The following is a 25,412-nucleotide window of genomic DNA, read 5'->3' as shown; positions in this document are numbered from 1 at the left end:
TACCGGCTGCCTGGCAGCTGAACCAATAAAAAATTATACGGATGAAAAACAAATTTATAAAACTGCTTGGTTTGTTTTCCGCCACCGTGACATTGTACACCAGTTGTACAAAGGACTTTGACGAACTGAATACAGATCCGACGGCGTATAACCCAACCAATTTTGAACCTAATTATCTGCTGACCACCGCTCAGCTTGCGTACACCGGCAGCTTTGATTTCAGCTATGAAACCTGGCGCGGGAACCTGATCTATTCATCTACAATGATGCAACAGTTGTCTACTGTGATCGGTTACTGGGCAGGTGATAAGTACATCCTGAATGCAGATTACACCGCTGCCTACTGGTTCGTGGCTTATCCTGAACAAGTGAAACCGGTAGCTGATCTTGTTGAGCTGACAAGAAACAAAGCACAGTATAAGAACCTGCACCAGATAGGGCGTATCATGCGGGCGATGATCCTGCAACGGATCACTGATCTGTATGGCGATGTTCCCTATTCCGCAGCAGGTCTCGGTTATTACAGCGGAACCTATTTCCCTGTATACGACAAACAGCAGGACATCTACACTGATATCATCAAAGAATACGAAGAAGCAGCCATCGCACTCGATCCTGCGGCAGATAAGCCAAACGGAGATGCGTTCTACCGCGGTAAAACTGATCAGATCGAAAAGTGGAAGAAACTGGCTTACTCTCTGATGCTTCGTGCAGGAATGCGCCTCTCAAAAGTAGACCCTGCCAAAGCACAGGCAACTGTTGCCAAAGCCATTGGTAAAACGATGCAAAGCAACGATGATAACGCTTACCTCGTTCATGATGAAGCCGGCGGACGTCCAACAGTGAACCGTAACTTTCAGGTATTGCAGGGTCAGCCAGAGGCCGACTATGTGAAATGGTCTAAGAAGCTGATCGATTTCATGAAGGATAACAATGATCCGAGACTTGGCGTGATCGCACAGGTGAACAATGGCGACCGGACGCCAGCCAATCAGAAAGGCATGCCGAATGGCTATGACCTCAGTGGCGTTGCCGGAAGAGATATCTCCTCAGCACCAGGTTATACAACCATGGCTGCATATTCCAAACCAAGCTCATTGCTTAACAAACTGAATGCGCCAACATTCGTATTCACTTATGGTGAGTCTGAATTGTTGCTTGCTGATGCTGCTGCGAGACTGACGGGTATTCCCGGCATTGGTGCCGCTGCGACGTATTACAATAATGGTGTGAAAGCTGCCATTACTTATATGGCACCTTATGATGCAGCTGCAGCGATCTCCGCAACGGCTGCTGATACATACCTCGCAGCACATCCGTACGTTGCAGGAAGCGGTCTCGAAATGATCAACACACAGTATTTTGCTTTGACCGCCACTATGTTCGATTTTTATGAGGGATGGAGTAACTGGAGAAGAACAAACATCCCTAATCTTACACCGGTGGTTTATCCGGGCAACGTAACCAACGGAACTGTACCACGTCGTTTCCCGTACCCACTCTCAGAAGCGAATACCAACCCGACCAACTATAAAGTTGCCCATGATGCGGTACCGGGAGGAGATCTGCTGATCGGAAGGGTTTGGTGGGACAAACAATAACGTGAATGCGGCACGTATGGTCGCGAAAAAAGTTCTATGATTGATAAATGTTGCACCGGTTAGTGCATATGCAAAAAGTCTAAGCAGTTGTATACATATAGTAAGTGAGGAGCTGCCCCGGATGGGGCAGCTTTTTTTTGCGTTGCTCAATATGCAATCCTGGATGCTTTTTTGACGGATAATGCTGATGTTTTCCCAGGATCTTTGCCGTTATTTTCACTTGAGAATTGGTGATCATCCCTTGGTCTCAGCCCTGTCGCAGTGCGATCTTTACCGAAGAGAATTCTTAAAGTTCACCGTCATTTTCAGGGCTGGTGGAGGAGGTCAGCCATGGAGGTGGCGGTGACTTTTTTATTTATTTGTTGAGAATTTAAAAAAGAAGAAAATGAGATAGTAATAAAAGAATTATACATAAGAATGTTCGCGGGCGAAAACGTATAGGATACGGATGAGAACGCATGTACGCACTACTGGAAGCAATCTTACTGAATGCTTCTGATAGTGCTTTTCGCGATCGCACACTGCAAAAAAGCGTCGCAAGCTGCGCGCGCACGTAGTGAGAGGTTTTTCAAAGTGGTGTGGTGAATAGTCTAACTGCGACTTTCCCCCACGAGCCAATTAGAAAATATCGCTTTACCATTCTCCAATTATTCAACCTGCACCACCTTCTTCTGTCATCGATTGTATTTTGCAAACAGGTATTGAGGGATTTTCTCCGAAAGGAGAAAGGGAATATTGATGCTATTATGATCAAGATTACTGAAGGTGGTAAATACCAGGTTTTTATTGCCGGATAGTTTTCTGTAAAGAAGTTGGCTGCCTGCATAAGGATTTTCCTGATCTTTCTTGCCGTGAATCAGCCAGATGGGTTTGCTGCTGATCCGGCCAGTGTTTGACATATCAGGAACACCAGCGATCGAAACCATTGCTGCGAATTTTGCAGGTGCGATATTCAGCAGGTTTTGGGCTGTTGAGCCACCCATTGAGTAGCCAACAAGATAGATCCTGCTTTTGTCAATACCGGGATATTCTTTTTCCAGGCTGTCGATCAGTTTTAGTAAAACAGGTACGTCGGCGGAGGGGTTCGAAACAAGTACTCCCTGTCCGTTCGGAGTGTAGTCTGAAGAACGTTTACTGAAATGAGGCGCGAGAACGAAACATTTGTATTTGCTGGAAATTTCCGTTCTTAACCAGATTCTCGCTAACGGCTCCAGTTGATTTTCATTATCAGTGCCTATTCTTGAAGAGTTGTGGAGTGTGACGACCAATGGATATTTCTGTCCGCTTTTAATGTCATCAGGCAATAACAACCGGTATGGAAGCTCAACATCACCACTCTTATAAGTCTTCTTCAAATACTTTGCCGGTGACAGATCGATCAATACTTTCCGCGTTTGCTGAAAAGTAAGACTATCAACTTCCGCATTATCATAGGTATGAACCTGGCCTACAGCTCCGGATGACATCAAACAAAAAAGAAAAATAGCAGTTAACCTGAACCACATATAAAAGAATTTGAACCACAAGATAGGAATGTGGACTTCAAATAAAGGCCGTTTAGATTTGAAGAACCTGAATTTTCCATAAAGAAAACAAGACATTCCAAACCTGAACGGCCTATTCGCGTTCTTCGCTATTCATGTTCATTAGCGAACCTCGAGTTCGTCGACGAACAACCATGCCCTGTGATCCGCTCCCGGTAAACCTGTCGGGATGACTCCTTTATTCTTTACCCAAACGCGGATGTAGCGCGTCTGTAAAGGCGCAGGGAGTGGGAGGTTAAGTGTTTTTTGAGCAGTTATATCGGAAGTTGTGCCGACTGATTTGAAGCTCTTGCCATCTGAAGAAACAAATACTTCCATTGCAGAAGGATAATAGATCCAGGTGCCGCGCTGCTCAAGTGTATGGGCCGTTATTTCTTTTACAGTAGTCAATTTTCCCAGATCTATTGTGGCATCGCAATCCGTTCCTTCAAAACCGAGGAACTCGCGGGCGCGAGACATGCCCTTTTCATTCTGTATACCGTTTACCAACGTGAATGCACCATCACTGATGTATTTGTTTGCCGGAGGCGTTGCGAGGGTGACCTTTTTACCCGTTGCAAGGTTGAAACGGAATTCCTGGACGATCGGCTGATTGTTCACCTGTGTACCGGTTGTGCTCCAGCCAGCGATAGTGGTCGAGCTTTTGATCGGCACAGCAGTTTTATATATTTGAGAACCGGTGGTAATGTCTGTCTCCACACCGGGTGCGGATTGCTTATAACGGATCTGCACCGATGGTTGTTTTGATTCAAGCTTCCATATCAAACCATTGTTGCCGGGAGCAGGAAGGACAGATGATTTGAGATCGAAGAATGCACGACTGTAATTCGTATTCCAGCGATCAAAACGTTTGAACTGAGTTTGTAAGCGTTTTTCAAAATCAGCCCAGCTTTTATTAGCCGGTTGTGTCCACAAAACTTCACTTAGTGCTGTCATCCTCGGGAAGATCATGTATTCCACTTTGCGCGTATTCTTCAGGTATTCAGACCATAGATTGGCCTGTGCTCCGAGAACATATTTTGCTTCAGCGGCATTCAGCGCCGGTGGTATAGGGTTGTAGCCATACACTTTCTCCAGATTCACATAACCACCGATTGTTACCGAATCTTCATTGGTTGTCTGTGAATAATCAAAATATACATAATCGGTTGGCGTCATCACCACTTCGTGATGCTGTTTTGCAGCAGCAATACCACCGGCTTCACCGCGCCAGCTCATTACTGCGGCATTAGGAGCGAGGCCTCCTTCCAGGATCTCATCCCAGCCGATCAGCTTGCGTCCTTTTGTATTCAGGTATTTTTCCATACGCTGGATAAAATAACTCTGCAGTTCATGCTCATCCTTCAACCCATTTTCTTTCATTCGTTGCTGGCAGAGAGGACATCTTTTCCAGTTTGCCTTCGGACATTCGTCGCCACCAACATGAACGATCTCAGATGGGAAAAGTGGCAATACTTCATCCAGCACATCTTTCAGGAAATTGAAGGTATTCTCTTTACCGGCGCAGAACACGTCATCGAATACACCCCAGGTCTGTTGCACCTGTTTTCCGGTTGTATCACCAGCCCAGGTACAGTCTTTCGGAAAGAAACTTTTGGTCGGTTCAGTTGGAAAACAACTCAGATCAGGATAGGCCGCGATCGCTGCGGAAGCATGTCCGGGCATCTCGATCTCCGGTACCACGGTCACATGTCTTGCGGCTGCATAAGCCACTACTTCTTTTACTTCATCCTGGGTATAGAAGCCTCCATATTTCAGGCCGTCATTACCCGTGCCCGGATAGCGGCCGATGATCGTACCGTTCCTCCAACCGCCAACAGTTGTCAGCTTCGGATATTTTTTGATCTCAATCCTCCATCCCTGATCATCTGTAAGATGCCAGTGGAAGTAGTTCATCTTGTGCATCGCGATGTAATCAATATACTTCTTTACAAAGCTTAACGGGAAGAAATGACGGCTCACATCAAGGTGCATGCCCCGGTAGCCGAAACGTGGAGCGTCTTGTATGGAAACTGCCGGTACTTTTAGCAGCGTTGCTTTTGTGACCGGCAACAGTTGGATCAGGGTTTGCATCCCGTGAAATGTTCCTGCATAGGTATCTCCGCTTACGCTGATACCTTTGGCAGTTGCTTCAAATGTGTAGCCGTCTGTTTCCGGAGCCTTGATGAACTTTTTTGTATAGAAACGGATCGTATTTATCCCGGGCGTTTTACTCACTGTTAATCTGAATCCATAGATCTGCTCAAGATAGCTGTTCAAAAATTCCGCGGCAGGAAGGTCTCCCTCATCCTGGATCACCAGCGATGTTGATTTAGACAGGTTGAAAACACCTGTTCCTTTTTTCAGGGATGCCGGCTTGGGAATAATTGAAATCTCCTGTGCTCCACTACAGAGAGAAAAGGAGAGCAGCAAAATCAGGTAAAGAAATGATCTCATAGCGCTTTTTAATAAATAGTGTCTATTTGCACGTTACTGTAATACAGGCAGCACTACATTGCTGCTGTTTTTTCCGTCATGGAAGATGCGGATCGTTGCTTTCTGGAAATCCTTTGCATCCATACCAGGAATATAGCCGAACTTCTGGGGGTTTCTGTCAACCAGCGGGAACCAGCTGCTTTGCACCTGTACCATGATCCTGTGTCCTTTTTTGAATGTATGAGCCACTTCATTCAATCTGATCGTTACTTTTTCGATCTTGTCTTTGACGAAGGGCTCAGGTTTGCTGAAACTATTCCTGAATTTTCCACGGAATACGTCGGCTCTTACCATCTGCTGATAACCGCCCATTGGTGTGGGGCGGGCATTCGGGGTGCCTGCCGGCGCGGGGATCATTTCATTTTCGCCCCAGACATCAATCAGTTTCACCACAAAATCAGCATCTGACCCAGTAATGGACACTAATAGGTTCGCGATTACTTCACCAGTCAATGTAAGATCGTTTGTCAGCGTATCCGTTTCAAAGCTGATCACATCAGGACGCTGTGAAGCAAAACGCTGGTCTTCCACCAGGTACTCATTGTTTCGCCTTGGGCTGATCACGCCTGTATAAGGGACAGGTTTGTTCGGGTCACTGAGATAATCAGTAGAACTGTTGACACCGGCTGGTTTGGCCGTCGTTAATTTACCGGAAGGCTGAAAATAATAGGGAACAGGCTTGCTGTCGGCCGGAGGCCATACGTCGTAGCTTTTCCATTTGTTGGATCCTGTTTCGAACAGGGTCACTTTCGACCTGTCAAAGCTGCCTTTATCTTTCAGATAGAAATTGAAGAATTTTGTTTCGATCTCATCCTGGAAAAACTGGTTGAGGTTTTCGCCAAAATGATACTGGCCATAGCTTGTCCAGCTTGGGCCGGCCCAGCCTCCATGTGTCCATGGTCCCATTACGAGCCGTGCATTGCTTTTAGGGGATTGCGAAGCAATTGCCGAATATGTTTTCAGGGCACCATACATATCTTCCGCATCAAACCAACCTCCCACGACCAGTACGGCCGGCGTGATGTTTTTCAGGTGCTGTTTGATATTGCGTGATTGCCAGAATTCGTCATACGTATCATGTTTGATCACCTGACGCCATACACTGTTGCTGTCTGAAAAGAATTTGTCCGTATTAGCATTCTTTAATGGACCAAGATCGAGGAAATATTTGTATGCATCTGAGTAACGAGCACGGAAGAAAGGAGCGTAGCTTTCTCCATTGGCTGCTTTAGGGCCATCAAAGCCGCTGTAGAAACCAAAGTTATCCATCAGGAAGAATGCTCCGTTATGGTTGCAGTCATCGCCCATGAATTCATCAGACATCGGCGCCTGCGGTGATACGGCTTTCAATGCAGGATGCGCATCCGGCAAAGCTGCGGTAGAATAAAAACCGGGGAATGAAATACCGGTGATCCCTGCCCGGCCATTGCTGTTTGTATTCTTCAGCAGCCATTCGATCGTGTCATACGTATCGCTTGATTCATCAACATCTTTATTTGATTTTTTATTCGGAATGTATGGCGTCATTTCCCTGAATGTGCCTTCACTTTTGTAACGGCCGCGCGCATCCTGGTAAACAAAAATGTATTTTTCTTTCATCAGGCTGGTGTTCGGGCCAAGCCTTCCACGATAGTTCTCCTCACCATATGGTCTGCAGGAATACGGAGTACGCTGCATAAGGATAGGGTACTTCTGCGAGCTGTCTCTGGGTGTATAAACGGCAGTATACAACCTGATGCCATCCCGCATCTGGATGTAATATTCTTTTTTAAGAAAATTCTCTTTGATCCATTTTTCATCAGGATTTCCACCCTGCGCAAAAGCGAGGATCGGGAACAAAAGAAATAAATAGAGCGCTATCTTTTTCATAAATGAGTTTACGTGTTCGAAATGAAGGGGCAATTAAAAAGTTTAAAAAGTTTATTGTTTAAAAGTTTAAACGTTCCCTGTTTCTGTCCAAAAATCATTAAATCACTGGCATCTGCTCAACTATCCAACTTTTAAACTTTTATCGCAACACCGGCAGCGTCACACTACTGCTATTAACATTATCATGATAAATGCTGATGGTAGCTGTTTTGAAATCTTTCGGTTGGGCTTTATAAATATCCATAAACACCTGCGGGTTGCGATCAGCTAAAGGGAACCAGCTGCTCTGCACCTGTATCATCAGCCGGTGGCCTTTTTTGAACGTATGTGCAACATCGGGTAGTGAGAATTTTACGGTCTCCACTTTGCCGGGTTTGAATGGTACCGGTTCAGAAAAGCTGTTGCGGAACTTGCCACGCATGATCTCTCCGCGGACAAGCATCTGGTAAGCGTTCATCGGGTAGGAACCGCCTGGTGCGCGGCCGGGTTGAGGAACGTCGCCCGGATAAGCAAAATCGTCGGGGAAAACGTCAATGATCTTTACCACAAAATCTGCATCTGTGCCAGTGATGCTTGTCTTCAGGTTGGCAATGACTTCACCTGCGAGCGTAAGATCGTTTTCCAAAGGAGCTGTCTGGAAGGTCAGCACATCCGGGCGGCGCGAAGCAAAACGCTGATCATCGGTCATGTATTCGCGTGTACGGTTGAAATGCACATCTTCAGTATAAGGGACCGGGTGCGCGGGATCGCTTATATAGGAATAAGGAGCAACTTTTGATGTTGGTTTGTCCCATGACAGCTGATTGTCTGCGGAGAAATAGATCTCCCGGCCACTGGTTGCTGCGGGCGGCCATTGCTCAAACTTCTTCCAGGCGTTCTCCCCGGTAAAGAAGATGCTTGCTTCCGGTAACTCAGGATTCTTTCCTTTTCCCTTCAGGTAAAAGTTAAAGAACGGGATCTCGATATTGTTCTGATACCATAGTGCGGTATTGCTGCCGAATTTTACATTTCCGAGAAACCCTCCGTCGCGGCTGGCCCATTGACCATGATACCAGGGGCCCATTACGATCTTGTTGTTGGTAGAGGGACTTTGCTTTTCAATTGCCTTGTAAAGATTCCAGGCACCATAACAATCTTCTGCATCGAATAAGCCACCAACCACAAGTGTGGCGGGTTTGATGTGGTACATGGCTGTTCTTGCATCACGCGCCTTCCACCATGCGTCATAATTTGGATGAGAATACATTTCTTTCCAGAACCTGATACTGTCACCCATGAGTTCTCCCAGCTTCGCGAGAGACCCTGCTTCGAGATAGAATTTGTAGGCATCTTTTACGGGGAATTCAAATCCCTTCGGACCTATCGTCGTTGGTTTAGGCCTGGGTTTTCCGAATGATGAATAAAAACGGAAACCATCCATCTGGAAGAAAGCGCCATTGTGGTGGAAATCGTCGCCCATGAACCAATCTGTTACCGGAGCCTGTGGAGATACGGCTTTCAGCGCCGGGTGAGCCGAAGCGGCGGCCATCGTGGAATAAAACCCGGGGTAGGAGATGCCGAACACCCCGACATTACCATTATTTCCGGGAATGTTTTTCACCATCCAGTCGATCGCATCATACGTATCGCTGGCTTCATCAATATCTGAGTTTGATTTTTTGTCTTTGTTAAACGGGCGTACATCCATGAATTCACCTTCGCTCATCCAGCGGCCGCGTACATCCTGGCGAACGATGATATATCCTTCACGCAGGTAATATCTCAGGTGCTGCAGCCAGAGATTGGAAGGGTAGAGCGTGTCTCCGTAAGGCGCGCAGGAATAGGGTGTCCGTGTCATCAGGATCGGATGTTTCTCCGTCATATCTTTCGGCGCGTATACGGCAGTGAATAGTTTTATACCGTCGCGCATAGGAATATAGACTTCGCGTTTGGTGTAATTTTCCCTGACCCAGGCAGAATCCTGCTCATGCTGGCTGAACCCGGTAAGCGGGAGCATAAACATCAAAAAGTAAACAAGTAATCTTCTCATGATATGCGTAGTTTTGAAGCGATAAATTTACCTATAATGTTTTGCCGCAATCATAAAACTTATGAACAATAATAAGCAGATAATCGAACGCTTTTACAGCGCTTTTCAACAATTGGATTATAAAACCATGCAGGATTGCTATAGTGATGAGATCGTATTCAGCGATCCGGTTTTTGTGCTGCTGAAAGGAGAAGAAGCAAAAGCAATGTGGGAAATGCTTTGTAAGCATGCCAAAGATTTTAAACTGACTTTCTCGGATATAGAATTGCTGGATGATGAATATGCTACCTGTAAGTGGACAGCTACTTATATTTTCTCAAAGACGGGTCGCAGGGTGGAAAACAAGATCAAAGCATTCATGCGTCTGGCGGATGGAAAGATCATTGAGCATAGTGACGCTTTCCGTTTAAGCAAATGGCTTGAGCAGGCATTTGGCTGGAAGGGCGTACTGTTTGGCTGGACGGGCTTCATGAAGAGGGGAGTGCAGAAAGCGGCGAGGAAGGGCCTGGTGGCGTTTATGGATAAAAATCTGAAAGTTTAAAGGTTTTAAGGTTTGGGAGGTCTGGCAGGTTTCGAAAGTTTGAAGTTAAATAGTAGAGACCCTGTAATAGTACTAGCTACAGATCTAACCTGTCAATGATCACGATCGAGATCTCCAAAGCATTAGAGACAAGCCTCCCAAACCTGCTAACCTTTTAAACTTCCTTTTTTCACTCCTCCAGCACCCCAAACTTCCCCAGACTCACATCCCTGATCGCCTGATCAAGTTCATCATACGTGTTCATGAGGAAAGGGCCATACTGTGCAATAGGTTCATCTATCGGCTCACCTGAAAGGATCAACAGGATAGCATCTTCGCCGGCCGAGATCGTGATGTGTTCGCCTTCATTTTTAAATAACACAAAATGATCTGCGGGAACGTCAGCATCATTGATCCGGGCACTGCCTTCCACGACCAGGATACCCGTGTTATAAAAAGAAGGAAGATCTGCTTCCAGCACCGCATCTTTTTTCAGTTTTGCATTGTAGACCTGCATGGGTGTAAACGTCGATGCAGCTCCGCGGACCTCATTTAATTCTCCGGCAATGACTTCTACTTCGCCATTATTATCAGGCAGCAGGTACCTGCCCATCATGCTGTTGGTGATCTCCTGGTATTTGGGCGGACTCATCTTGTATTGTGCGGGAAGGTTCACCCAAAGCTGCACCATCTGAAAAATGCCACCTTTCCGGCTGAATTCTTTTTCATGATATTCTTTATGAAGAAGGCCCGAAGCTGCGGTCATCCACTGGACATCACCCTCGCCGATCACACCACTGTGGCCCGCACTGTCATGATGTGCCACTTTCCCCTTATAGACGATCGTCACCGTCTCAAAACCACGGTGCGGATGAACACCCACTCCACGAGGTTCTTCACGGGCACTGAACTCTATTTTCGCATTGTAATCAAGAAGAAAGAAAGGGCTCATCCGCTTTTTTCCGATCAGATTATTGGGAAAGAAACTGTGGACCCTGAATCCATCACCTACCATGTGCGCTGGCGGAGGAGGGATCACGGCTTCGATCGTTTTTGTTTGTGTTGACATAGACGTTCCTTTTAGGCAGATAAATCAAACGAGAGTATTTAATCGTTCAAAAGTTTAATGGTTATGCAGGCTTTCCAGGAAAACCAGTGAACTATTGAACTTCCGGGGTCCTCACACCGGGACCTTTTCCGGCAACAGGCGCTCTCCCAGCCAGATGAATTCCGAGAGGAAGTTGTGTACCGTATTGGCGAAGCTTTCGTCCGCGAGTGTTCCGTCAGGGTTGAACTTCTTTTCAACGAAAGGAACGATCAGCATATAGGGGGATGCCAGTCCGAACAAAGCCGGAACAAGCAGCAATAATTGTTGGGCGCATCGCAAGCCTCCATGAGATCCGGGTGATGCGGTGGCAATGCCAAATGGCTTATGATGCTGCTTGGGGTAATGATCCAGCAGGTTCTTCATGACAGGAGAGTAACTCCCGTTATATTCCGGCGTCAGTAATATGAATGCGTCAGCGCCAAAAATGCGCTCGCTCAGGGGGCGGAACTGCTCCGGTGTCTTTTCGATGCTCACAAAAACAGTCTGAACTGCCGGCAGATCCCAGTCTTTCATATCAATGATCCCCGCTTCATGGGGAGTCTGCTCTTCAATCCAGCGTTGCAGGTGTAATGCCACACGACGTGTGATGCTGTTGGGCCGGGGGCTACCTGATATTATTTCTATTCTCATTGTCCGGTATTGATAACACAAATTTACTTATTAATGTTCGAACATTAAATGACCTGCTCATTGTTGGCCATCGGCCATCCGCCGCGCGGGCCAGCGACCATCGAAACTTTTTGCCTCGATTATCACACGATGATCCTGAAAGTCCTAATTTCGGCAGCTAAAGATATGCAATGATCAACCGCAGAAAATTTCTCCTCTCATCCGTGTTCAGTTCAGCCGCCGTACTGGCGGGCAAGCTCGCAGCTGCTCAGTCAGCAGCAGGCACACTCAAAGGTAATCCAACTGTAGTTTCCACGTGGGACGCCGGTCTTGCGGCCAATAAAGCAGCGTGGGAGATCCTGGGCAAAGGCGGCCGTGCGCTGGACGCTGTCGAGAAAGGGGTAATGCATACAGAATCGACGCAGAGTTGCTGCGTTGGTCTGGGAGCCAATCCTGACCGTGATGGCTTCGTTACCCTGGATGCGTGTATCATGGATGAATCTTTCAATTGCGGCAGTGTCGCGTTCCTTGAACGTATCAAACATCCGATCTCTGTTGCCCGCCGGGTGATGGAAAAGACACCACACGTAATGCTCGTTGGGAGCGGTGCACAACAGTTTGCTATTGCAGAAGGGTTTCCACTGGAAGAACAAAAATTGTCAGATGATGCGCAGAAAGCCTATACAGAATGGCTGAAGAAGTCGGAATACAAACCTGTGATCAATATCGAGAATGCAGGGCACGGGCCTTTTGCTCCAAGCCAGTTTGAAAATGGCGAATGGAATCATGATACGATCGGCATGGTTGCCATGGATACAAATGGCAATCTCAGCGGCAGCTGTACAACCAGCGGCATGGGTTTTAAGATGCGCGGAAGGCTTGGAGATTCCCCTATCATTGGTTCAGGTCTGTTTGTCGACAACGAGGTTGGTGCGTGTACTGCTACGGGCCAGGGTGAGGACGTGATCCGCATTGCAGGATCCCACACGGTTGTTGAACTGATGCGCCAGGGGCTCTCTCCCGATGCCGCATGCAAAGCAGCGATCAACAGGATTGTCCGGATCAAGGGCAAAGCCGCGAAGGAGATACAGGTCGCGTTTCTTGCGATCAACAAAAAAGGACAGGCCGGGGCATATTCGATCCAGAAAGGATTCAATTATGCGATCAGAACAAATGCCGGTGAAAAACTGATCGCTGCAAAAAGTCATTTCAGCTAGGCTGAGGGCTTTCGCCAGTAAGATCTTTTATACTATTTCAAAAAGTCACAACTTAATAAATGAGCTATCTCATAGAAATAGCAACGTCAGACTTTGTCACCACTCAGTCGGCGGTAAAAGGCGGTGCCGACCGGATCGAACTCTGTGCTAATCTCGCTGAAGGTGGAACAACGCCGTCTGCGGGTACGATCCGCCAGTGCAGGGAAGCGTTTGATGTGCAATTGTACCCGATCATCCGGCCGCGTGGAGGCGATTTTCTTTACACGCCTGAAGAGTTTGAGATCATGCTGCACGATGTAAAACTGAGCCGTGAATTTGGCTGTGACGGGGTGGTGATCGGCATGCTCGGGGCAAACGGTGATATTGATGTGAGCCAAACCTCAAAGCTTGTTGAAGCAGCTTACCCGCTTGGTGTCACTTTTCACCGGGCATTCGACCGCTGTGTGGACCCATTCAAAGCGCTCGAACAGCTGATCGGGATCGGGTGTGAGCGGATCCTGACATCAGGGCAAAAACCGGGTGCGCCGGAAGGGGTGGAGTTGATCGCGGAATTGAACAAAGCTGCGGATCATCGGATCATCATTATGCCCGGAAGTGGAGTCAGGGTAGATAATGTCCGGTGGTTATCAGAGCAGACCGGTTGCACCGAACTGCATTCATCCCTTCGCAGGAAAACCCGTAGCAGGATGGAGTTTGTTCATCCCGGATTCGCTTCTTCTGAAGAAAGCTATATGAACAATGCGATCGATGAAGAAGAAGTGCGCCAGTTAAAAAAAGCCCTGCTTAAAGAATAAGCGTTATTATCTGCTTCGAAAAATAATATTCCATGCGTACCATACTGTTGCTTTTTGCATCAAATATCTTCATGACTTTCGCCTGGTATTATCACCTCAAGCATGAGGGATGGCCATTATGGAAAGCGATCCTGATCAGCTGGCTGATCGCTTTTATTGAATACTGCCTGGCAGTGCCTGCAAACCGGTTGGGGCATTCCGCCGGATTCAGCCTTTTTCAACTGAAGATCATACAGGAATTTATCACGCTGCTGGTATTTGGCGTGTTCGCCGTGTTTGTCATGAAGGAAGCATTTCACTGGCGGTATCTGGTCAGCTTTGCCTTTTTACTGGGAGCGGTGTATTTCATGTTCACGAAAAGATTTGGGTAATACTGAGTTTGTCCCGACGTGCAGGGCAGAATTGTTCCGCAACCGGGATCACGCCCACCAGCCTGCCGGAAGAAATACAACAGATATGCACCTTCCCGCCCAATTCCCGGCAGGCGGAAGATTTCAATATTTTGTTAATCTAACCGCCAAACCATTCGTTTAGCTGCCGGCGTTTTATAAATTTGCCGGATATCTTTACAATATGAAAAAACTCACCGCCTTATTCACCGCTCTGTTCTGTGCCCTTATACTTTCTGCGCAGGAAGCCCCGGAAGGTCTGTTCCTTAATTCCAAAGCGCCGGAATTCAAAGCAAAAGACCAGGACGGAAAAGAGGTTCGCCTCAAGGACCTTTTGAAAAAAGGGAAAGTAGTGCTTGTTTTCTATCGCGGAGAATGGTGTCCTTACTGCAACAAATTCCTGCAGAAACTGGAGGATTCACTTTCACTGATCAAAGAAAAAGGGGCCACGCTGGTGGCCGTTACGCCGGAGCTTCCGGAGAATATCGGTAAAACGGTCACAAAGACAAAGGCCGAATTCCCGATCCTTCATGATGAAGACCTGAAGATCATGAAAGCGTATGATGTGGAGTTTGAGGTACCAGAGAATACACTGACGCGCTATCGGAATTCCGGGATTAAGATCGACGAGAATAACGGCAAGAATGGTAATTTTCTCCCTGTGCCTGCCGTATATGTGATCAATAAAGAAAGCACCGTCGTTTACCGTTTTTTTAACCAGGATTATAAGAAACGTCCAAACGTGAAGGAGATCCTGGAGTTTCTTCAGAAAACACTATAAGCAGATATCTTCCTGGTCATAACAATTAAGCTGACGGTTTGAGAAGACATCCCCGCACTTTTGATCCTTACTGTTTTACCACCCGGCTGTTTTCGGTCAAGTGGTAATACCGTAAGGATTTTTTTTTGAAGGTTATTGTTGTTGAGAGATCGGCTCTTCCAGTACCAGCGAGATCTTTGCAATCCGTCCTTTATTGCCTGCGAAGAAGATCGAACGTCCGACCCGCGCGATTTTTACCACATGAAAACCTTCCTTGCTGATCAGCTTCCATGTCTTGCCGCCATCTTCTGAATAATCAACGCCATTCAATCCACAGGCGAGAATATCCTTTTCTGAAATAAATTCCACACCGCTTCTGTAACCATGCGGCGGAATAAGAGGAGTCTTCCATGTTTTGCCCCCATCGGTTGAATACAGGCAGTTCTTTTTGGTAGATGAATCTGCTGCAAAATCGCCACCTACAATCACCATTCGTTTTCCCGGTTTGATCGGAACACCGCCATCAAAGATATCTATCGCATTTGCCCCGGTTGATTCTGTTCCCTGAAGCAGGTCTAACGGAGTTGTGCCTCGCGGACTCGTCAGCCTGGATTTCAAACCACCACTGACCAGGTAGAACTGACCATTCTCGAATAGTTTGACATTGCTGCCGCTTGCGGCAAAAAAGGCTTCACCACTATCCAGTGCAACACGGTTTTCGGCTGCACTCATTTCTTCCCAGGTATTGCCACTGTTACTTGTCCGGGCGATAAAAGCCTTTCCGTTGATCGGGTCACCAACAACGATCCCATGACGAGGTGTGGCAAAATCCATGGCATCAAGAAACATTCCCTTCTGACGGTTTTCATACACTACTTTCCAGGTTTCACCGCCGTCGTTTGTTTTTAAAATATAGGCGGGTTCGCCGATTCCCAATACAATGGCCACTTTGGCGTCAAAAGCTTCGATGTCGCGGAATTCGGTTTTCTCAAACCCCGGCACGGTGATCCATTTCCAGGTTTTGCCACCATTGCTGCTTTTCCCGACTGTCCCTCCACTTCCACTTACCCAGATCACGTTATCGTTAACAACGCTTAAACCGCGCAGGCTTGACTTTACGCCGGAGGCGATCACTTCCACCGCAAGTTCCTGGGAAAAGGAAGTGGTGAAGATCCCTGTAGAAATGATCAACGCGATAGCGCGTGTGAAGAATGAACTCATACAAACAGAAAATAATTTCAAGAATTGATTATGCCTGAGACAAGATATATGAAAAAATCAACCGGCCCTATTCCAATCGCTTTTTTAGCTCCGCAGCCTCAATAATGCCTTCACCACGCCACGTATCCTTTCCATTTTTAAAAATAATAAAGGTTGGCAGCGTCTTGATACCAAGACTTTTCTGGATCTCTGTTTGGGTGCCTGCATCAATTTTGATCAGCTCAAACCTAATTGAGCCGTCTTTTTTCAGAGAGTCAAGCACGGGTTGCATCTTACGGCAGGGTGGGCACCAGTCGGCTCCAAAATCAACCAGGACTGTAGTATTTGTACCCACCATTGCGCTAAGATCCAACAGGGTGAGCTGTTTTTCCTGTACAGGATTCTCCAGTGGCCGGGCCTCTATTTTCCAGGCATTGATACCGCCGTCCAGTTCGATCAGGTTGGAGAATCCCTGGGTTTCCATCCATTTTGCAGCAGCCGTGCTCCTCACGCCACCCAGGCAATAGATATAAACCGGCTTTTGACGGTCTATCGCTTGCACCCGTTTCCTGAACTCAGCCGTGTCATTCCAGTTTGCCTGCATGGCATTTTTGATGTATCCCAGCCTGAATTCTTTTTCTGTACGGACATCCAGTATGAGCTGATCACCTTCAGAAATGGCTTTTTCGAAGGCTTCAGGGGATAGCACACGGGGTGACTGGCCGGCGACAGCACAAGAACTGAACAGCAAAAGGGCGAGAATTACAGGGCGCATTGACAAAGATTGTTTTACACAAAAGTAAAGGGAAGGCAACACCTGTGCCATTCACGTCGTTATTTTATTGACGCAACGGTTCAGGCACGACAAAAAACTCTTATTTTTAAGCATCCTAATTATACCTTTTATGAAGAAACTATGCGGGTTATTTCTAACCGCCCTTATTCTACTGTACTCCTGTCAAAAAGAATCAAGTTTTGAAAACGGGGCAGGTCTATCGGCAGAGGGTTCACTGCAGGCGGATGGGACCGGAGATTGCCTTCCTAAAAATGTGTTGGGAATATATGAGGCTGGTACTGAGTTGATTGCGACAGATAATGTGATCGAAGTGCAGGTTGATGTGGAGAAAACGGGTCCATATTTCATCAAAACAGATACGGTAAACGGGTATTCATTCAGTGCACGCGGGAATTTCAGTGCTACGGGGCTCACAACCGTGACGCTTCAGGGCAGCGGAACACCGGAGTTTGACGGAATTGACAATTTCCTCGTTGTATTTGACTCAACTGAATGCATCGTGCCGGTATCGGTATTACCGGCCGGCGGCGCGGTTCCTGCAGAAATGACGTTTACCGGTGTGCCGGGTACCTGCATGGACTACATTGTTAACGGGGATTATGTTGTCAACACGGCGCTTGGCGCCACTAATACTGTAGATGTCAAGGTGAATGTGACAGTTGCCGGCACCTATACGATCACCACACAGGCGAGTAATGGCATGACCTTCACAAGTTCCGGGACGATCCTCACCGGTGTGCATCTGATCAACCTGAAAGGCTCAGGAACGCCGGCTGTTGCCAGCCTGACGACCATTCCGGTGACTTATGATGGCGCAAACTGCAGTTTCGATATCAACGTGCTGGCAACAGCGCCTGTTGATAAAGACTATTTCCCCCGCAAGCCGAACAGTAACTGGAGTTATGATATCGATGACAACGCGGATTCGATCCTGCTCACTGCCAAGTCAGGAGCAAACTCTACCGTTACAACTCCAGGCGGAACTGTTTACAATATTTTCACCGCAAAAGACGAGGTTAATAATTTCGTTGATTTCGCGGGTTATAATAAAAGCGGAAGCGATTACTATACCATCAATGATGTTGGATATCTGCTGGACTTTGATGATTCAGGCACTGCACAATTGGGAGAGTTTATTTTCCTGAAGCACAATGCCAATGTAGGATCCACCTGGTATTCCCCTGTATTTACCGGTCTCCAGAATGGCGTTACCGTAAGGGCGAGGATCAAGTTCACCATCCTGCAAAAGGATGTGAGTGTAGCCGTGACCACTTCCGAAGGGGCGTTCACCTATCCTAATACCATTGTGGTAAATGAGCAGAATGAGTATGAACAGGGTGCCACATGGGTTGAATACGAATACTTCTATAGAAACTATTATTCGCTTGATATCGGAAAGGTTCAGGTTGAAGGTTTCCTGAAATCCGCTCCTGCGGCTCCGGGATATAAAGAAGAGCTGCGCCGTTACCAGATAGCCCCTTGACAAGCTTTGCTGTTCTAATAAAAAAGGCGGAGATCAACCGAATCGTTGATCTCCGCCTTTGCCTTTTAAGAACTATTCAATAAAGGATCAGAATCCAATGTCGTTTAGTTCAATGATTTTCCCGAAAGTTCATTCGATGGCCGTTGGCCGAAAATACATATACGACTAGTGTCAATATCCTATACCAATTAGCAGCAATAGCTTCCATCCAAGTGTGGCCATCGGTCATCGGCCATCGGTCATCGGCCATCGATCATCGGCCATCGATCATCGGCCATCGGTCATCGGCCATCGAACTCGTGTACGGAGATCTCTTAACAAAACTATATTGGATCAGAATCCTTTCTTTACAGGCTGAGCGGATTTCAAGGCAGGCAGCTTGAAATCATCCAGTGCACTTTTCTGCGCGATCATTTTTTCTATCGCCTCAACAGACCGTGGTGCATTGGAAGAAAGCAGTTCGTATCCGTTCTGAGTGATCAATGCATCATCTTCAATACGGACAGCGATACTCCACCATTTCTTATCGCAATCACTTCCTTCAGGAATATAGATACCCGGCTCGATGGTGATCACCATATCTTTCTTCAATACAGCGGAGTTGCCACGATCATGCACATCCAGTCCAATATGATGAGAAAGCCCATGCGGATAGTAACGCCCTACTTCATTCTTGTTCTTAATGATCCCATTCTTCAACAGTCCATCTGCGATCACATCTCTGGCGGCTGTGTTTGCTTCAGACCATTTTGCGCCGTCTTTCAGTAATTTGAAGGCTGCTTCCTGTGCATCATATACGATCTGGTAAATGATCTTCTCCTGGGCGGAGAATTTGCCACCTGCAGGAATGGTTCTTGTTACGTCAGCCGTATAGCCATGATATTCGGCTCCAACATCCATCAGAAGGAGGGAGGTTCCAACTTTTGTTTTTGTATTCTCCATATAATGGAGCACACAACCGTTCTCACCCGCTCCAACGATCGAGCCATACCCAACACCTTCAGCACCGTACTTTTTATGCACAAATTCATGCAGGCCCTGGATCTCGAGTTCACTCATATCCGGTCGAACGGCTTTCATTACTTCGTTCTGACCTTCACAGGAGATCTCCACAGCTTTGCGGAGCAGGACGAGTTCCTCCGGCGTTTTTATTTCACGCAACGTACCGGTCATCTGGCGAAAGGCGCGGTTATCAAATCTTGCATCCTTTGAATAATCTTCGGGCATGGCTGCCTTTTGTTTGAATTGGCTTATGAGATCATAAAGGTCAGCTCTGTCTCTTGGATTGTCAGCAACATCTGCGGGCAACCGGTCGAAAATGATCTTTTCGAATTTTGCAAAATCAACATTAAAGTTTTTGAAATCTTCGGCATTGAAAGCCATAGGGATCCCGAGCCTCGTCTGCGCTCCTTCAGTTCCCAGTCTGCGGCCGGTCCACTGTTCTGCCTGCGCATTGCGCTTCTGTACAAAAAGTACCTCTGCATATTTTTTACCAGCGGAATCTGTTTGTTCATCTTTAAAGATCAGCATCATCGACTGTGGCTCTTTGTAACCGCTGAAGTAATACAGATCCGGATTCTGATGATACATATAGTCCACATCGTTGGAGAAGTTGCGGGTTGGATAGGCAAACACAATCGCCACAGAGTTGGCAGGCATCAGCTGGCGAAGTGCAGCACGGCGTCCTGCATGAAATTCTTTTGGAAGATAATCCTTGGGAAGGTCGTCCTGTGCTGCCGCGGATAAAGCGGTGCAGACTGCCAGGAAGGGAAGCAGTTTTTTTCTCATGAGTGCATTAAACATAAAACGATGATTAGTTTGACTAAAAATAGTCTTTTCTAATCACCGTTTAACATTAAATACATGAATGGTCTGATGAAAATTATTCATCGTCTTCTTCTTCTTCGTAGTACGCATCCTGTGCGTTGTAGTGTTCTTCCCAGGCTTTAACGGCTTCGTCGCTCAGACATTCGATGATATCAAACAACATATCCTTTTTCAGCTTCCACTCCGTTTGTGTTGGATCATCGAACCGTTGTATAAACAGACAGTGATCTGTTTCCACCGCCACTTTGATCAGCGCGATCGCTGACTCTTCTTTGTCTTTGACCAGGTAATAACATCCGTTTTCCAGCAAATCATAAGTGTACATACATCCTCCCTTATTTTTTATTTTTCTAGTCTTTCTTCCTACCGTTCCTGGTAGTTTGTCTCAAATACCCGAAGGTTCAGAGCAGCAGTTTTGTATCGGGAGAATTTAATCGGGTTAGTGGGTAGGTCAAAATTAGGGATTTGCCCCGTTTCCACATCGCCTGGCAAAACAAGAAGCCGGAAAAATTTATAAACAGGGCATAGTTAGTTAAATGTCAATAAATTAAGTGAACTAATATACATAAATCCACATGTTAATATCTTTTGGAATTTGCACCTATCGGAGTGTTTTTTCGAATTTTCATGCTGAATGAAAATCCGCTGATTTAATGCATCTGTCCGGCCTTAACGGTTAAAAATAAGCCGGGAAGACCGCAAACAGGATCGTCTGTTGACTGGTGAAAATAACCTGGTATAAAAAACGGATGCCATTCAGTAACTGAATGGCATCCGTGTGTGCAAATGAAAAACTAACTCTCCGTTTTAGTTCTTTGGTTGTAACTGGATCTCGCCAACTTCCGTTGCCTGACCTTCTGTTACCACAACATCTTTTTTACGTGTATTTGCGAATGGCTCCTGGGCTTCGATGATCACACTGTATGTTCCAGGTTTTACGTCTTTAATTTCGAATGCACCACTCGATATATCAGCGCGAACAGTATCCGTTGAAGATATAGCCCATGCACGGATCGCTTTATCAGCAGGCGTTACAGTTCCTTTTACAGAACCACCTTCAAAGGCTTTAAATGAAAATAAAGAAGCTGCTGAAATTGCAATCGCTGCGAGTGTTAATCTTGCTTTTTTCATGGTTAGTAATTTTTGTTCTTGCAGGATTACATCTGTGACGGCAGGCATTATCACAAGACAGATATACTGCCTTTACACAACTGCTCAACACATATATGCTTACCCCTGCATAGAGTAATGAATGAAAAATTGTTTAGCGATTAACCGTTTGCAAGGACTGTGCCATAGCATAAATCAGCAATATATTTTTCAACACATCTTGTTGTAATAAACTATAACTGAGTTGATAAAAGAACAGGTGTTAAAATCGGTTCAATCGATCTTAACGTTCATGATCTTTGCAGATGCGTGTACAATTGTATCAATGAATAGTTTTAGATTAAATGTTTTTCCAGTAAGCCAAACTCTTCGATTGGATTTGCATGTTTGTGAAGTATTCTGTACACGCAATTTATGACCGGCATCCTGACGGGAATGTCTTTCAGCAAAGGCATTAATTCTTTTGATGCATGGAATCCTTCAGCAACGGTGGCCATTGACTGCAGTGCTTTGCTGACCTGTATACCTCTGCCGATCAATGTGCCGAGGATCCTGTTCCTGCTTTGCTCTGAATAGGCAGTGATCAGCAGGTCGCCTGCATACACGGAGTTAAAAAAATCTCTCTTTGCCGGTAATATTTTTCCGAGGAACTCATCGGCTTCATGCAGAGCATTGGATACAAGTACCGACTGGAAATTTTCGCCATACTGCAAGCCATTGGCAATGCCAGCTGCTATGCCTATAATGTTTTTGAGGATCGCTGCGTATTCAACACCAACCGGGTCGGTATTCTTTAAGATCTCTAAGTATGAAGTATTAAGTGAGGAGCTGATCTTTTCGATCCATGTTCTATCAGTACCACAGATTGTAATGAATGATTTTTTCTGTAAAGCAATCTCTTCCGCAATACAAGGCCCGCTGATCACTGATATAGATGATTCTTCCCTGCTTAACTTCCTGCTGAGATACTGGCTGGGCGTACATCCGCTGCCCGGGATGAATCCCTTGATAGATACCACCAGATGTTTATCTTCAAACCATCCTTTATCGAACCGCTGCAGGCTTTGTTCCAGGTAAGCAGAGGGTACGGCAAAGATGACAAGTTCTGCTCCCTTTACTGAGAGAAGAGGGTCTGCAGTTGGGAATATATACTGCGTACGAAGAGGGGCAAAACTTAAATGCCTCGGGTTATAGCCACTTGTTTGAATGAATGATTGCTGCTCGGAATTTCTCACCAGCCATGACACAGCAGTGCCGCTATCTGCAAACATCTTAACCAGTGCTGTCGCCCAGCTACCACTCCCTATGACAGATACACGTTTTAACATCTACGAAAATACTCTTAGTGAAACAACAGTTTGATTAAAATAGAATTAGAATGATAAAAAAAAGTTACCCTGGATATGGCAGATGAAAGCAAGTAACCGTCAATGCAAATCTTTCTGCCATATCCATGGTAACGGATCATTCAAAGCCTATCGTGATCCTTCAGCACGCTGAAGATTTTTTTCCAGCATCTGGATATACTTCGGAGCATTTTCATTGGCAGGATCAAGGGCTACGATCTTTTTAAATAACACGATCGCAGCGGCGTAATCTTTCTTTGTGTTAGTTTCATATGCAGCCATATAATTGTACGCTTCGATCATCCATTTCTTATCTGATGCACTTGGGTTAGTTGAATCAATGGACTGGATCAGTTGCTGATAGTAGGGGATTGCAAGACCTTCAGCCATCGCTGTGTCTATCGCAGCATTGCTTCGTGCCTGCCAGTAATATCCATATGTTCTCTGCTCGGGATATTTCGCTGCATACTTTCCAAATATGGAATCAGCCGCTGCATAGTCAGCAGCTTTATATGATGCAAGACCCCAGTTGAACAGATGCACATTGGTCGCTTTTTCATTTCCGGTATAGAACTTACCCAACCATTTTGCCTCGGCGGCATTATCATTCACCTGCTTGGCCAACTTGGCAAGCGTTTGATAATAATTGCGTATCGCTTCTTCGTCTTTTACCAGTTCCAAACCTTTTTCCAGATAAGACATAGCAGAATCGGCTTTGCCGTTTGCAATGAATAAGGCACCCATATTCTGATAGTCTTTCAGTATCACATTGCTATCCGCTTCATGCTGAAAATACTGTTGCATAAAATTGATCGCAGCCGCAGAGTCTTTTTGCTCCTGGTGAGAGTAGGCAATCAGTTTGTACAATCTTGCAGGAGCATTTTCGCCATCACGTGCGATCAGTGAAGTGGCGAGGTTGATCGCCGGCTGATATTGTTTGTTCAGATACAGCAGGTCCGTCTGATCGTAATCATGCTGGGCTGTCTTGTCGGAATATGATTTGTATTTATCGAAATACTCCATTGCTTTCGCAGGCTCGGTATACAGATAGTGGTTGTACAATGCATAGTACGCGGGCGCAAATGACTGATTTGCTTCTATGGATTTGTTGAAATAATCGAGATACATCTCTGCATTTTTTTGTGTCAGGAATATTCTTCCCAGTTGATAGTAGGCGTTTGCAGATTTTTTATCCATGCCGATCGCTTCCTGGTAGGCCTGATAAGCTTCGGAACCTTTGTGCATACGACGGAATGCGTTGCCCTGTAATACAAGCAGTCCGGCATTCTTTTTATCACGCTTTTGCGCTTTGTCCAGCATGTCAAGCGCATACACGAGGTTGCCGTTTTCCGCCTCGATATGAGCTTCTGCTATAGCCGCAAGGATCCCTGCGTCCTTTGATTTGGTTGCAGCCACAGCTAACTCAAAATAATGGTTGGCACTGTCCGCCTTATTTGTGTTTAATAACAAGCCTCCATATGCAACAAGATAATATGGATTTTCATGCACTGAAGCAGGTGCCAAAGCAAGCGTATCTGCTGCCTCATTGGGAAGATCCTGTTTCAGGTAGGAATTGGTGAGCAGACACCAGGCTTCCGCATTACCCGGTTGCTGGTTAATGACAGAATGGAACGCGTTTTCAGCGCTTGCATAACGCGCGCTTTCCAGATAAGTCTTCCCTTCTTCGATCGATTGAGCGGAAAGAAGCAATGATGCATTCAGGCAGCTAATAAACAGAGTGATCTTTTTCATGATGGTAGTTGTATTTCAGGTTAACAAATCAGACAGGTTGAATAGCCAGGATCTGGGTGCGCGAATCCACTGGTAAAAGATCAGAGATATAACGGGCGGGAAAAACGCCTGCATTTGTTTCCTCGCCCGGATACACGATCAGCATATCCGCATTTACTTTTTTGCAATAGTTCAGTAATGCCCTTGCGTGGTTATTGCCACGCAACACATCATACTCGACTGAGCCGGGCCAGCTTGTTTTTAGCAGCCGGAATGTATTAAGTAACGAATCTTTTGAGTAAGCATCATCTTTATCATGGCTCAGACAGGACACAAGCCTTATAGTACAATCCGGCGTATCCCGCCATGCATGCAACAGTTCGAGTTTCTTCTTTGGAAATTTAGGACCAACAGGGATCACAACCGTCCGGACGGGATTCTTTAATGAACCGGGTTTGACCGTCAGAACAGGCACACCGGTGGCTGTAGCAATCCTGGCAGGAATAACTTTTCTTCCAAATGGCAGCAACCAGTTGGATGAATGCTTTCCGATCACGAGCAGGTCAGCTGACAGAAAAGACGCTTTTGCCGTTATAGCTTTTTCCACTGACTGGGTATTGTCTGTCCAGGTGATCACACGTATTCCTGGTTTTACTTTTTGGATCCTTAAGACCAGCTCTTCCAGGCGTTGTTCAATGCGTGCCTGGAATTCGTAGTCACGGGTTTTGGCAACCTGCCGCAGCGTGCGTAGGATCCAGGACGGCCGGGCAACGTGAAGCAGATGAATAGCTGCGTCAGCATCTTCCAGCAGCCCCAAAGTTTTAGCAATGGCTACCTGGGTGTTGAGTGTAAAATCAACCGGGATCAGTATGGTGTTGAATCTTGCGGACAAGTGATAAATGTATACTGGCGTGCTTAGGCACTGATTAACTGTGAATTAGAAAATTATTAGAAGTTGACGGCAAAGAGGCTGCAGTCCATAAAGCTCATTTACTGTTGATCAG

Annotated in this window: 22 protein-coding genes; 7 read left to right on the top strand and 15 right to left on the bottom strand. The window is 46.3% G+C overall.

Features of this window, described 5'->3' with window-relative positions; all coding sequences use genetic code 11:
* The first annotated feature begins 41 nt into the window (after positions 1-41).
* The gene (locus LZZ85_RS22295; RefSeq protein WP_237875580.1) at positions 42-1,601 is read left to right on the top strand and encodes a SusD/RagB family nutrient-binding outer membrane lipoprotein; all 1,560 of its coding nucleotides are present in this window, start codon (positions 42-44) and stop codon (positions 1,599-1,601) included.
* Positions 1,602-2,169: 568 nt separating this feature from the next.
* Here the strand turns inward: LZZ85_RS22295 and LZZ85_RS28880 are convergent.
* The 5 genes from LZZ85_RS28880 to LZZ85_RS22275 all read right to left on the bottom strand — a co-directional run bounded on the left by LZZ85_RS28880 (position 2,170) and on the right by LZZ85_RS22275 (position 9,518).
* A complete protein-coding gene (locus tag LZZ85_RS28880) occupies positions 2,170-2,355 on the bottom strand; it encodes a fibronectin type II domain-containing protein (protein WP_432422780.1) in 186 nt (61 codons plus the stop codon).
* The gene (locus LZZ85_RS22290; protein ID WP_237875579.1) at positions 2,276-3,106 is read right to left on the bottom strand and encodes a carboxylesterase family protein; all 831 of its coding nucleotides are present in this window, start codon (positions 3,104-3,106) and stop codon (positions 2,276-2,278) included. Before LZZ85_RS22290 ends, LZZ85_RS28880 begins: the two co-directional genes overlap by 80 nt.
* A gap of 141 nt (positions 3,107-3,247) precedes the next feature.
* Positions 3,248-5,581: a glycoside hydrolase family 20 protein gene (locus tag LZZ85_RS22285; RefSeq protein ID WP_237875578.1), complete on the bottom strand. Its 2,334-nt coding sequence runs from the start codon at positions 5,579-5,581 to the stop codon at positions 3,248-3,250.
* Positions 5,582-5,614: 33 nt separating this feature from the next.
* On the bottom strand, positions 5,615-7,489 hold the full coding sequence (locus tag LZZ85_RS22280) for a CocE/NonD family hydrolase (RefSeq protein WP_237875577.1): 1,875 nt from the start codon (positions 7,487-7,489) through the stop codon (positions 5,615-5,617).
* A gap of 139 nt (positions 7,490-7,628) precedes the next feature.
* Positions 7,629-9,518 (bottom strand): CocE/NonD family hydrolase, encoded by a 1,890-nt coding sequence (locus tag LZZ85_RS22275; RefSeq protein ID WP_237875576.1) that lies wholly within the window; start codon positions 9,516-9,518, stop codon positions 7,629-7,631.
* A gap of 61 nt (positions 9,519-9,579) precedes the next feature.
* Between LZZ85_RS22275 and LZZ85_RS22270 the strand changes: the two genes are divergently transcribed.
* Positions 9,580-10,059 carry a nuclear transport factor 2 family protein gene (locus LZZ85_RS22270; RefSeq protein WP_237875575.1) on the top strand — a complete coding sequence of 160 codons (480 nt, stop codon included), beginning with the start codon at positions 9,580-9,582 and terminating at the stop codon, positions 10,057-10,059.
* A 169-nt stretch (positions 10,060-10,228) separates the two neighbouring features.
* Here LZZ85_RS22270 and LZZ85_RS22265 read toward each other — a convergent pair whose 3' ends face one another.
* Both LZZ85_RS22265 and LZZ85_RS22260 read right to left on the bottom strand, forming a co-directional pair.
* On the bottom strand, positions 10,229-11,107 hold the full coding sequence (locus tag LZZ85_RS22265; RefSeq protein WP_237875574.1) for a pirin family protein: 879 nt from the start codon (positions 11,105-11,107) through the stop codon (positions 10,229-10,231).
* Positions 11,108-11,218: 111 nt separating this feature from the next.
* Complete coding sequence (locus tag LZZ85_RS22260; RefSeq protein ID WP_237875573.1) at positions 11,219-11,776, bottom strand: NADPH-dependent FMN reductase; 558 nt, start codon at positions 11,774-11,776, stop codon at positions 11,219-11,221.
* A 170-nt stretch (positions 11,777-11,946) separates the two neighbouring features.
* On the opposite strand from LZZ85_RS22260, the gene LZZ85_RS22255 reads away from it, so the two are divergent.
* The 4 genes from LZZ85_RS22255 (at position 11,947) to LZZ85_RS22240 (ending at position 14,936) form a co-directional block, all read left to right on the top strand.
* Positions 11,947-12,972: an isoaspartyl peptidase/L-asparaginase family protein gene (locus tag LZZ85_RS22255; protein WP_237875572.1), complete on the top strand. Its 1,026-nt coding sequence runs from the start codon at positions 11,947-11,949 to the stop codon at positions 12,970-12,972.
* Positions 12,973-13,031: 59 nt separating this feature from the next.
* Positions 13,032-13,766 (top strand): copper homeostasis protein CutC, encoded by a 735-nt coding sequence (locus LZZ85_RS22250; RefSeq protein ID WP_237875571.1) that lies wholly within the window; start codon positions 13,032-13,034, stop codon positions 13,764-13,766.
* Between the two features lie 32 nt (positions 13,767-13,798).
* The gene (locus LZZ85_RS22245) at positions 13,799-14,137 is read left to right on the top strand and encodes a DMT family protein (protein ID WP_237875570.1); all 339 of its coding nucleotides are present in this window, start codon (positions 13,799-13,801) and stop codon (positions 14,135-14,137) included.
* Between the two features lie 202 nt (positions 14,138-14,339).
* On the top strand, positions 14,340-14,936 hold the full coding sequence (locus LZZ85_RS22240) for a peroxiredoxin-like family protein (protein WP_237875569.1): 597 nt from the start codon (positions 14,340-14,342) through the stop codon (positions 14,934-14,936).
* A 132-nt stretch (positions 14,937-15,068) separates the two neighbouring features.
* On the opposite strand, the gene LZZ85_RS22235 is transcribed toward LZZ85_RS22240, so the two are convergent.
* Both LZZ85_RS22235 and LZZ85_RS22230 read right to left on the bottom strand, forming a co-directional pair.
* Complete coding sequence (locus LZZ85_RS22235; protein ID WP_237875568.1) at positions 15,069-16,136, bottom strand: sialidase family protein; 1,068 nt, start codon at positions 16,134-16,136, stop codon at positions 15,069-15,071.
* A 67-nt stretch (positions 16,137-16,203) separates the two neighbouring features.
* On the bottom strand, positions 16,204-16,890 hold the full coding sequence (locus tag LZZ85_RS22230) for a thioredoxin domain-containing protein (RefSeq protein ID WP_237875567.1): 687 nt from the start codon (positions 16,888-16,890) through the stop codon (positions 16,204-16,206).
* A gap of 130 nt (positions 16,891-17,020) precedes the next feature.
* Between LZZ85_RS22230 and LZZ85_RS22225 the strand changes: the two genes are divergently transcribed.
* Positions 17,021-18,394 carry a hypothetical protein gene (locus tag LZZ85_RS22225; protein ID WP_237875566.1) on the top strand — a complete coding sequence of 458 codons (1,374 nt, stop codon included), beginning with the start codon at positions 17,021-17,023 and terminating at the stop codon, positions 18,392-18,394.
* Positions 18,395-18,727: 333 nt separating this feature from the next.
* Here LZZ85_RS22225 and LZZ85_RS22220 read toward each other — a convergent pair whose 3' ends face one another.
* From LZZ85_RS22220 to LZZ85_RS22195, 6 genes are all read right to left on the bottom strand, one after another.
* A complete protein-coding gene (locus LZZ85_RS22220; protein WP_237875565.1) occupies positions 18,728-20,182 on the bottom strand; it encodes an aminopeptidase P N-terminal domain-containing protein in 1,455 nt (484 codons plus the stop codon).
* Between the two features lie 94 nt (positions 20,183-20,276).
* The gene (locus LZZ85_RS22215) at positions 20,277-20,546 is read right to left on the bottom strand and encodes a hypothetical protein (RefSeq protein WP_237875564.1); all 270 of its coding nucleotides are present in this window, start codon (positions 20,544-20,546) and stop codon (positions 20,277-20,279) included.
* A gap of 482 nt (positions 20,547-21,028) precedes the next feature.
* Positions 21,029-21,352, bottom strand: coding sequence for a carboxypeptidase regulatory-like domain-containing protein (locus tag LZZ85_RS22210; RefSeq protein ID WP_237875563.1), 324 nt, complete (start codon positions 21,350-21,352; stop codon positions 21,029-21,031).
* 314 nt (positions 21,353-21,666) lie between these two features.
* Positions 21,667-22,659 (bottom strand): NAD(P)H-dependent glycerol-3-phosphate dehydrogenase, encoded by a 993-nt coding sequence (locus LZZ85_RS22205; RefSeq protein WP_237875562.1) that lies wholly within the window; start codon positions 22,657-22,659, stop codon positions 21,667-21,669.
* 147 nt (positions 22,660-22,806) lie between these two features.
* The gene (locus tag LZZ85_RS22200) at positions 22,807-24,429 is read right to left on the bottom strand and encodes a tetratricopeptide repeat protein (protein WP_237875561.1); all 1,623 of its coding nucleotides are present in this window, start codon (positions 24,427-24,429) and stop codon (positions 22,807-22,809) included.
* Positions 24,430-24,457: 28 nt separating this feature from the next.
* On the bottom strand, positions 24,458-25,300 hold the full coding sequence (locus LZZ85_RS22195) for a universal stress protein (protein ID WP_237875560.1): 843 nt from the start codon (positions 25,298-25,300) through the stop codon (positions 24,458-24,460).
* Positions 25,301-25,412: the final 112 nt, after the last annotated feature.

Origin of the sequence: Terrimonas ginsenosidimutans (assembly GCF_022012415.1) — a bacterium.
Classification (GTDB): domain Bacteria; phylum Bacteroidota; class Bacteroidia; order Chitinophagales; family Chitinophagaceae; genus Terrimonas_A; species Terrimonas_A ginsenosidimutans.
Note: the sequence above shows the minus strand (reverse complement) of the source record. Positions and strands in the feature narration are given on the sequence as shown.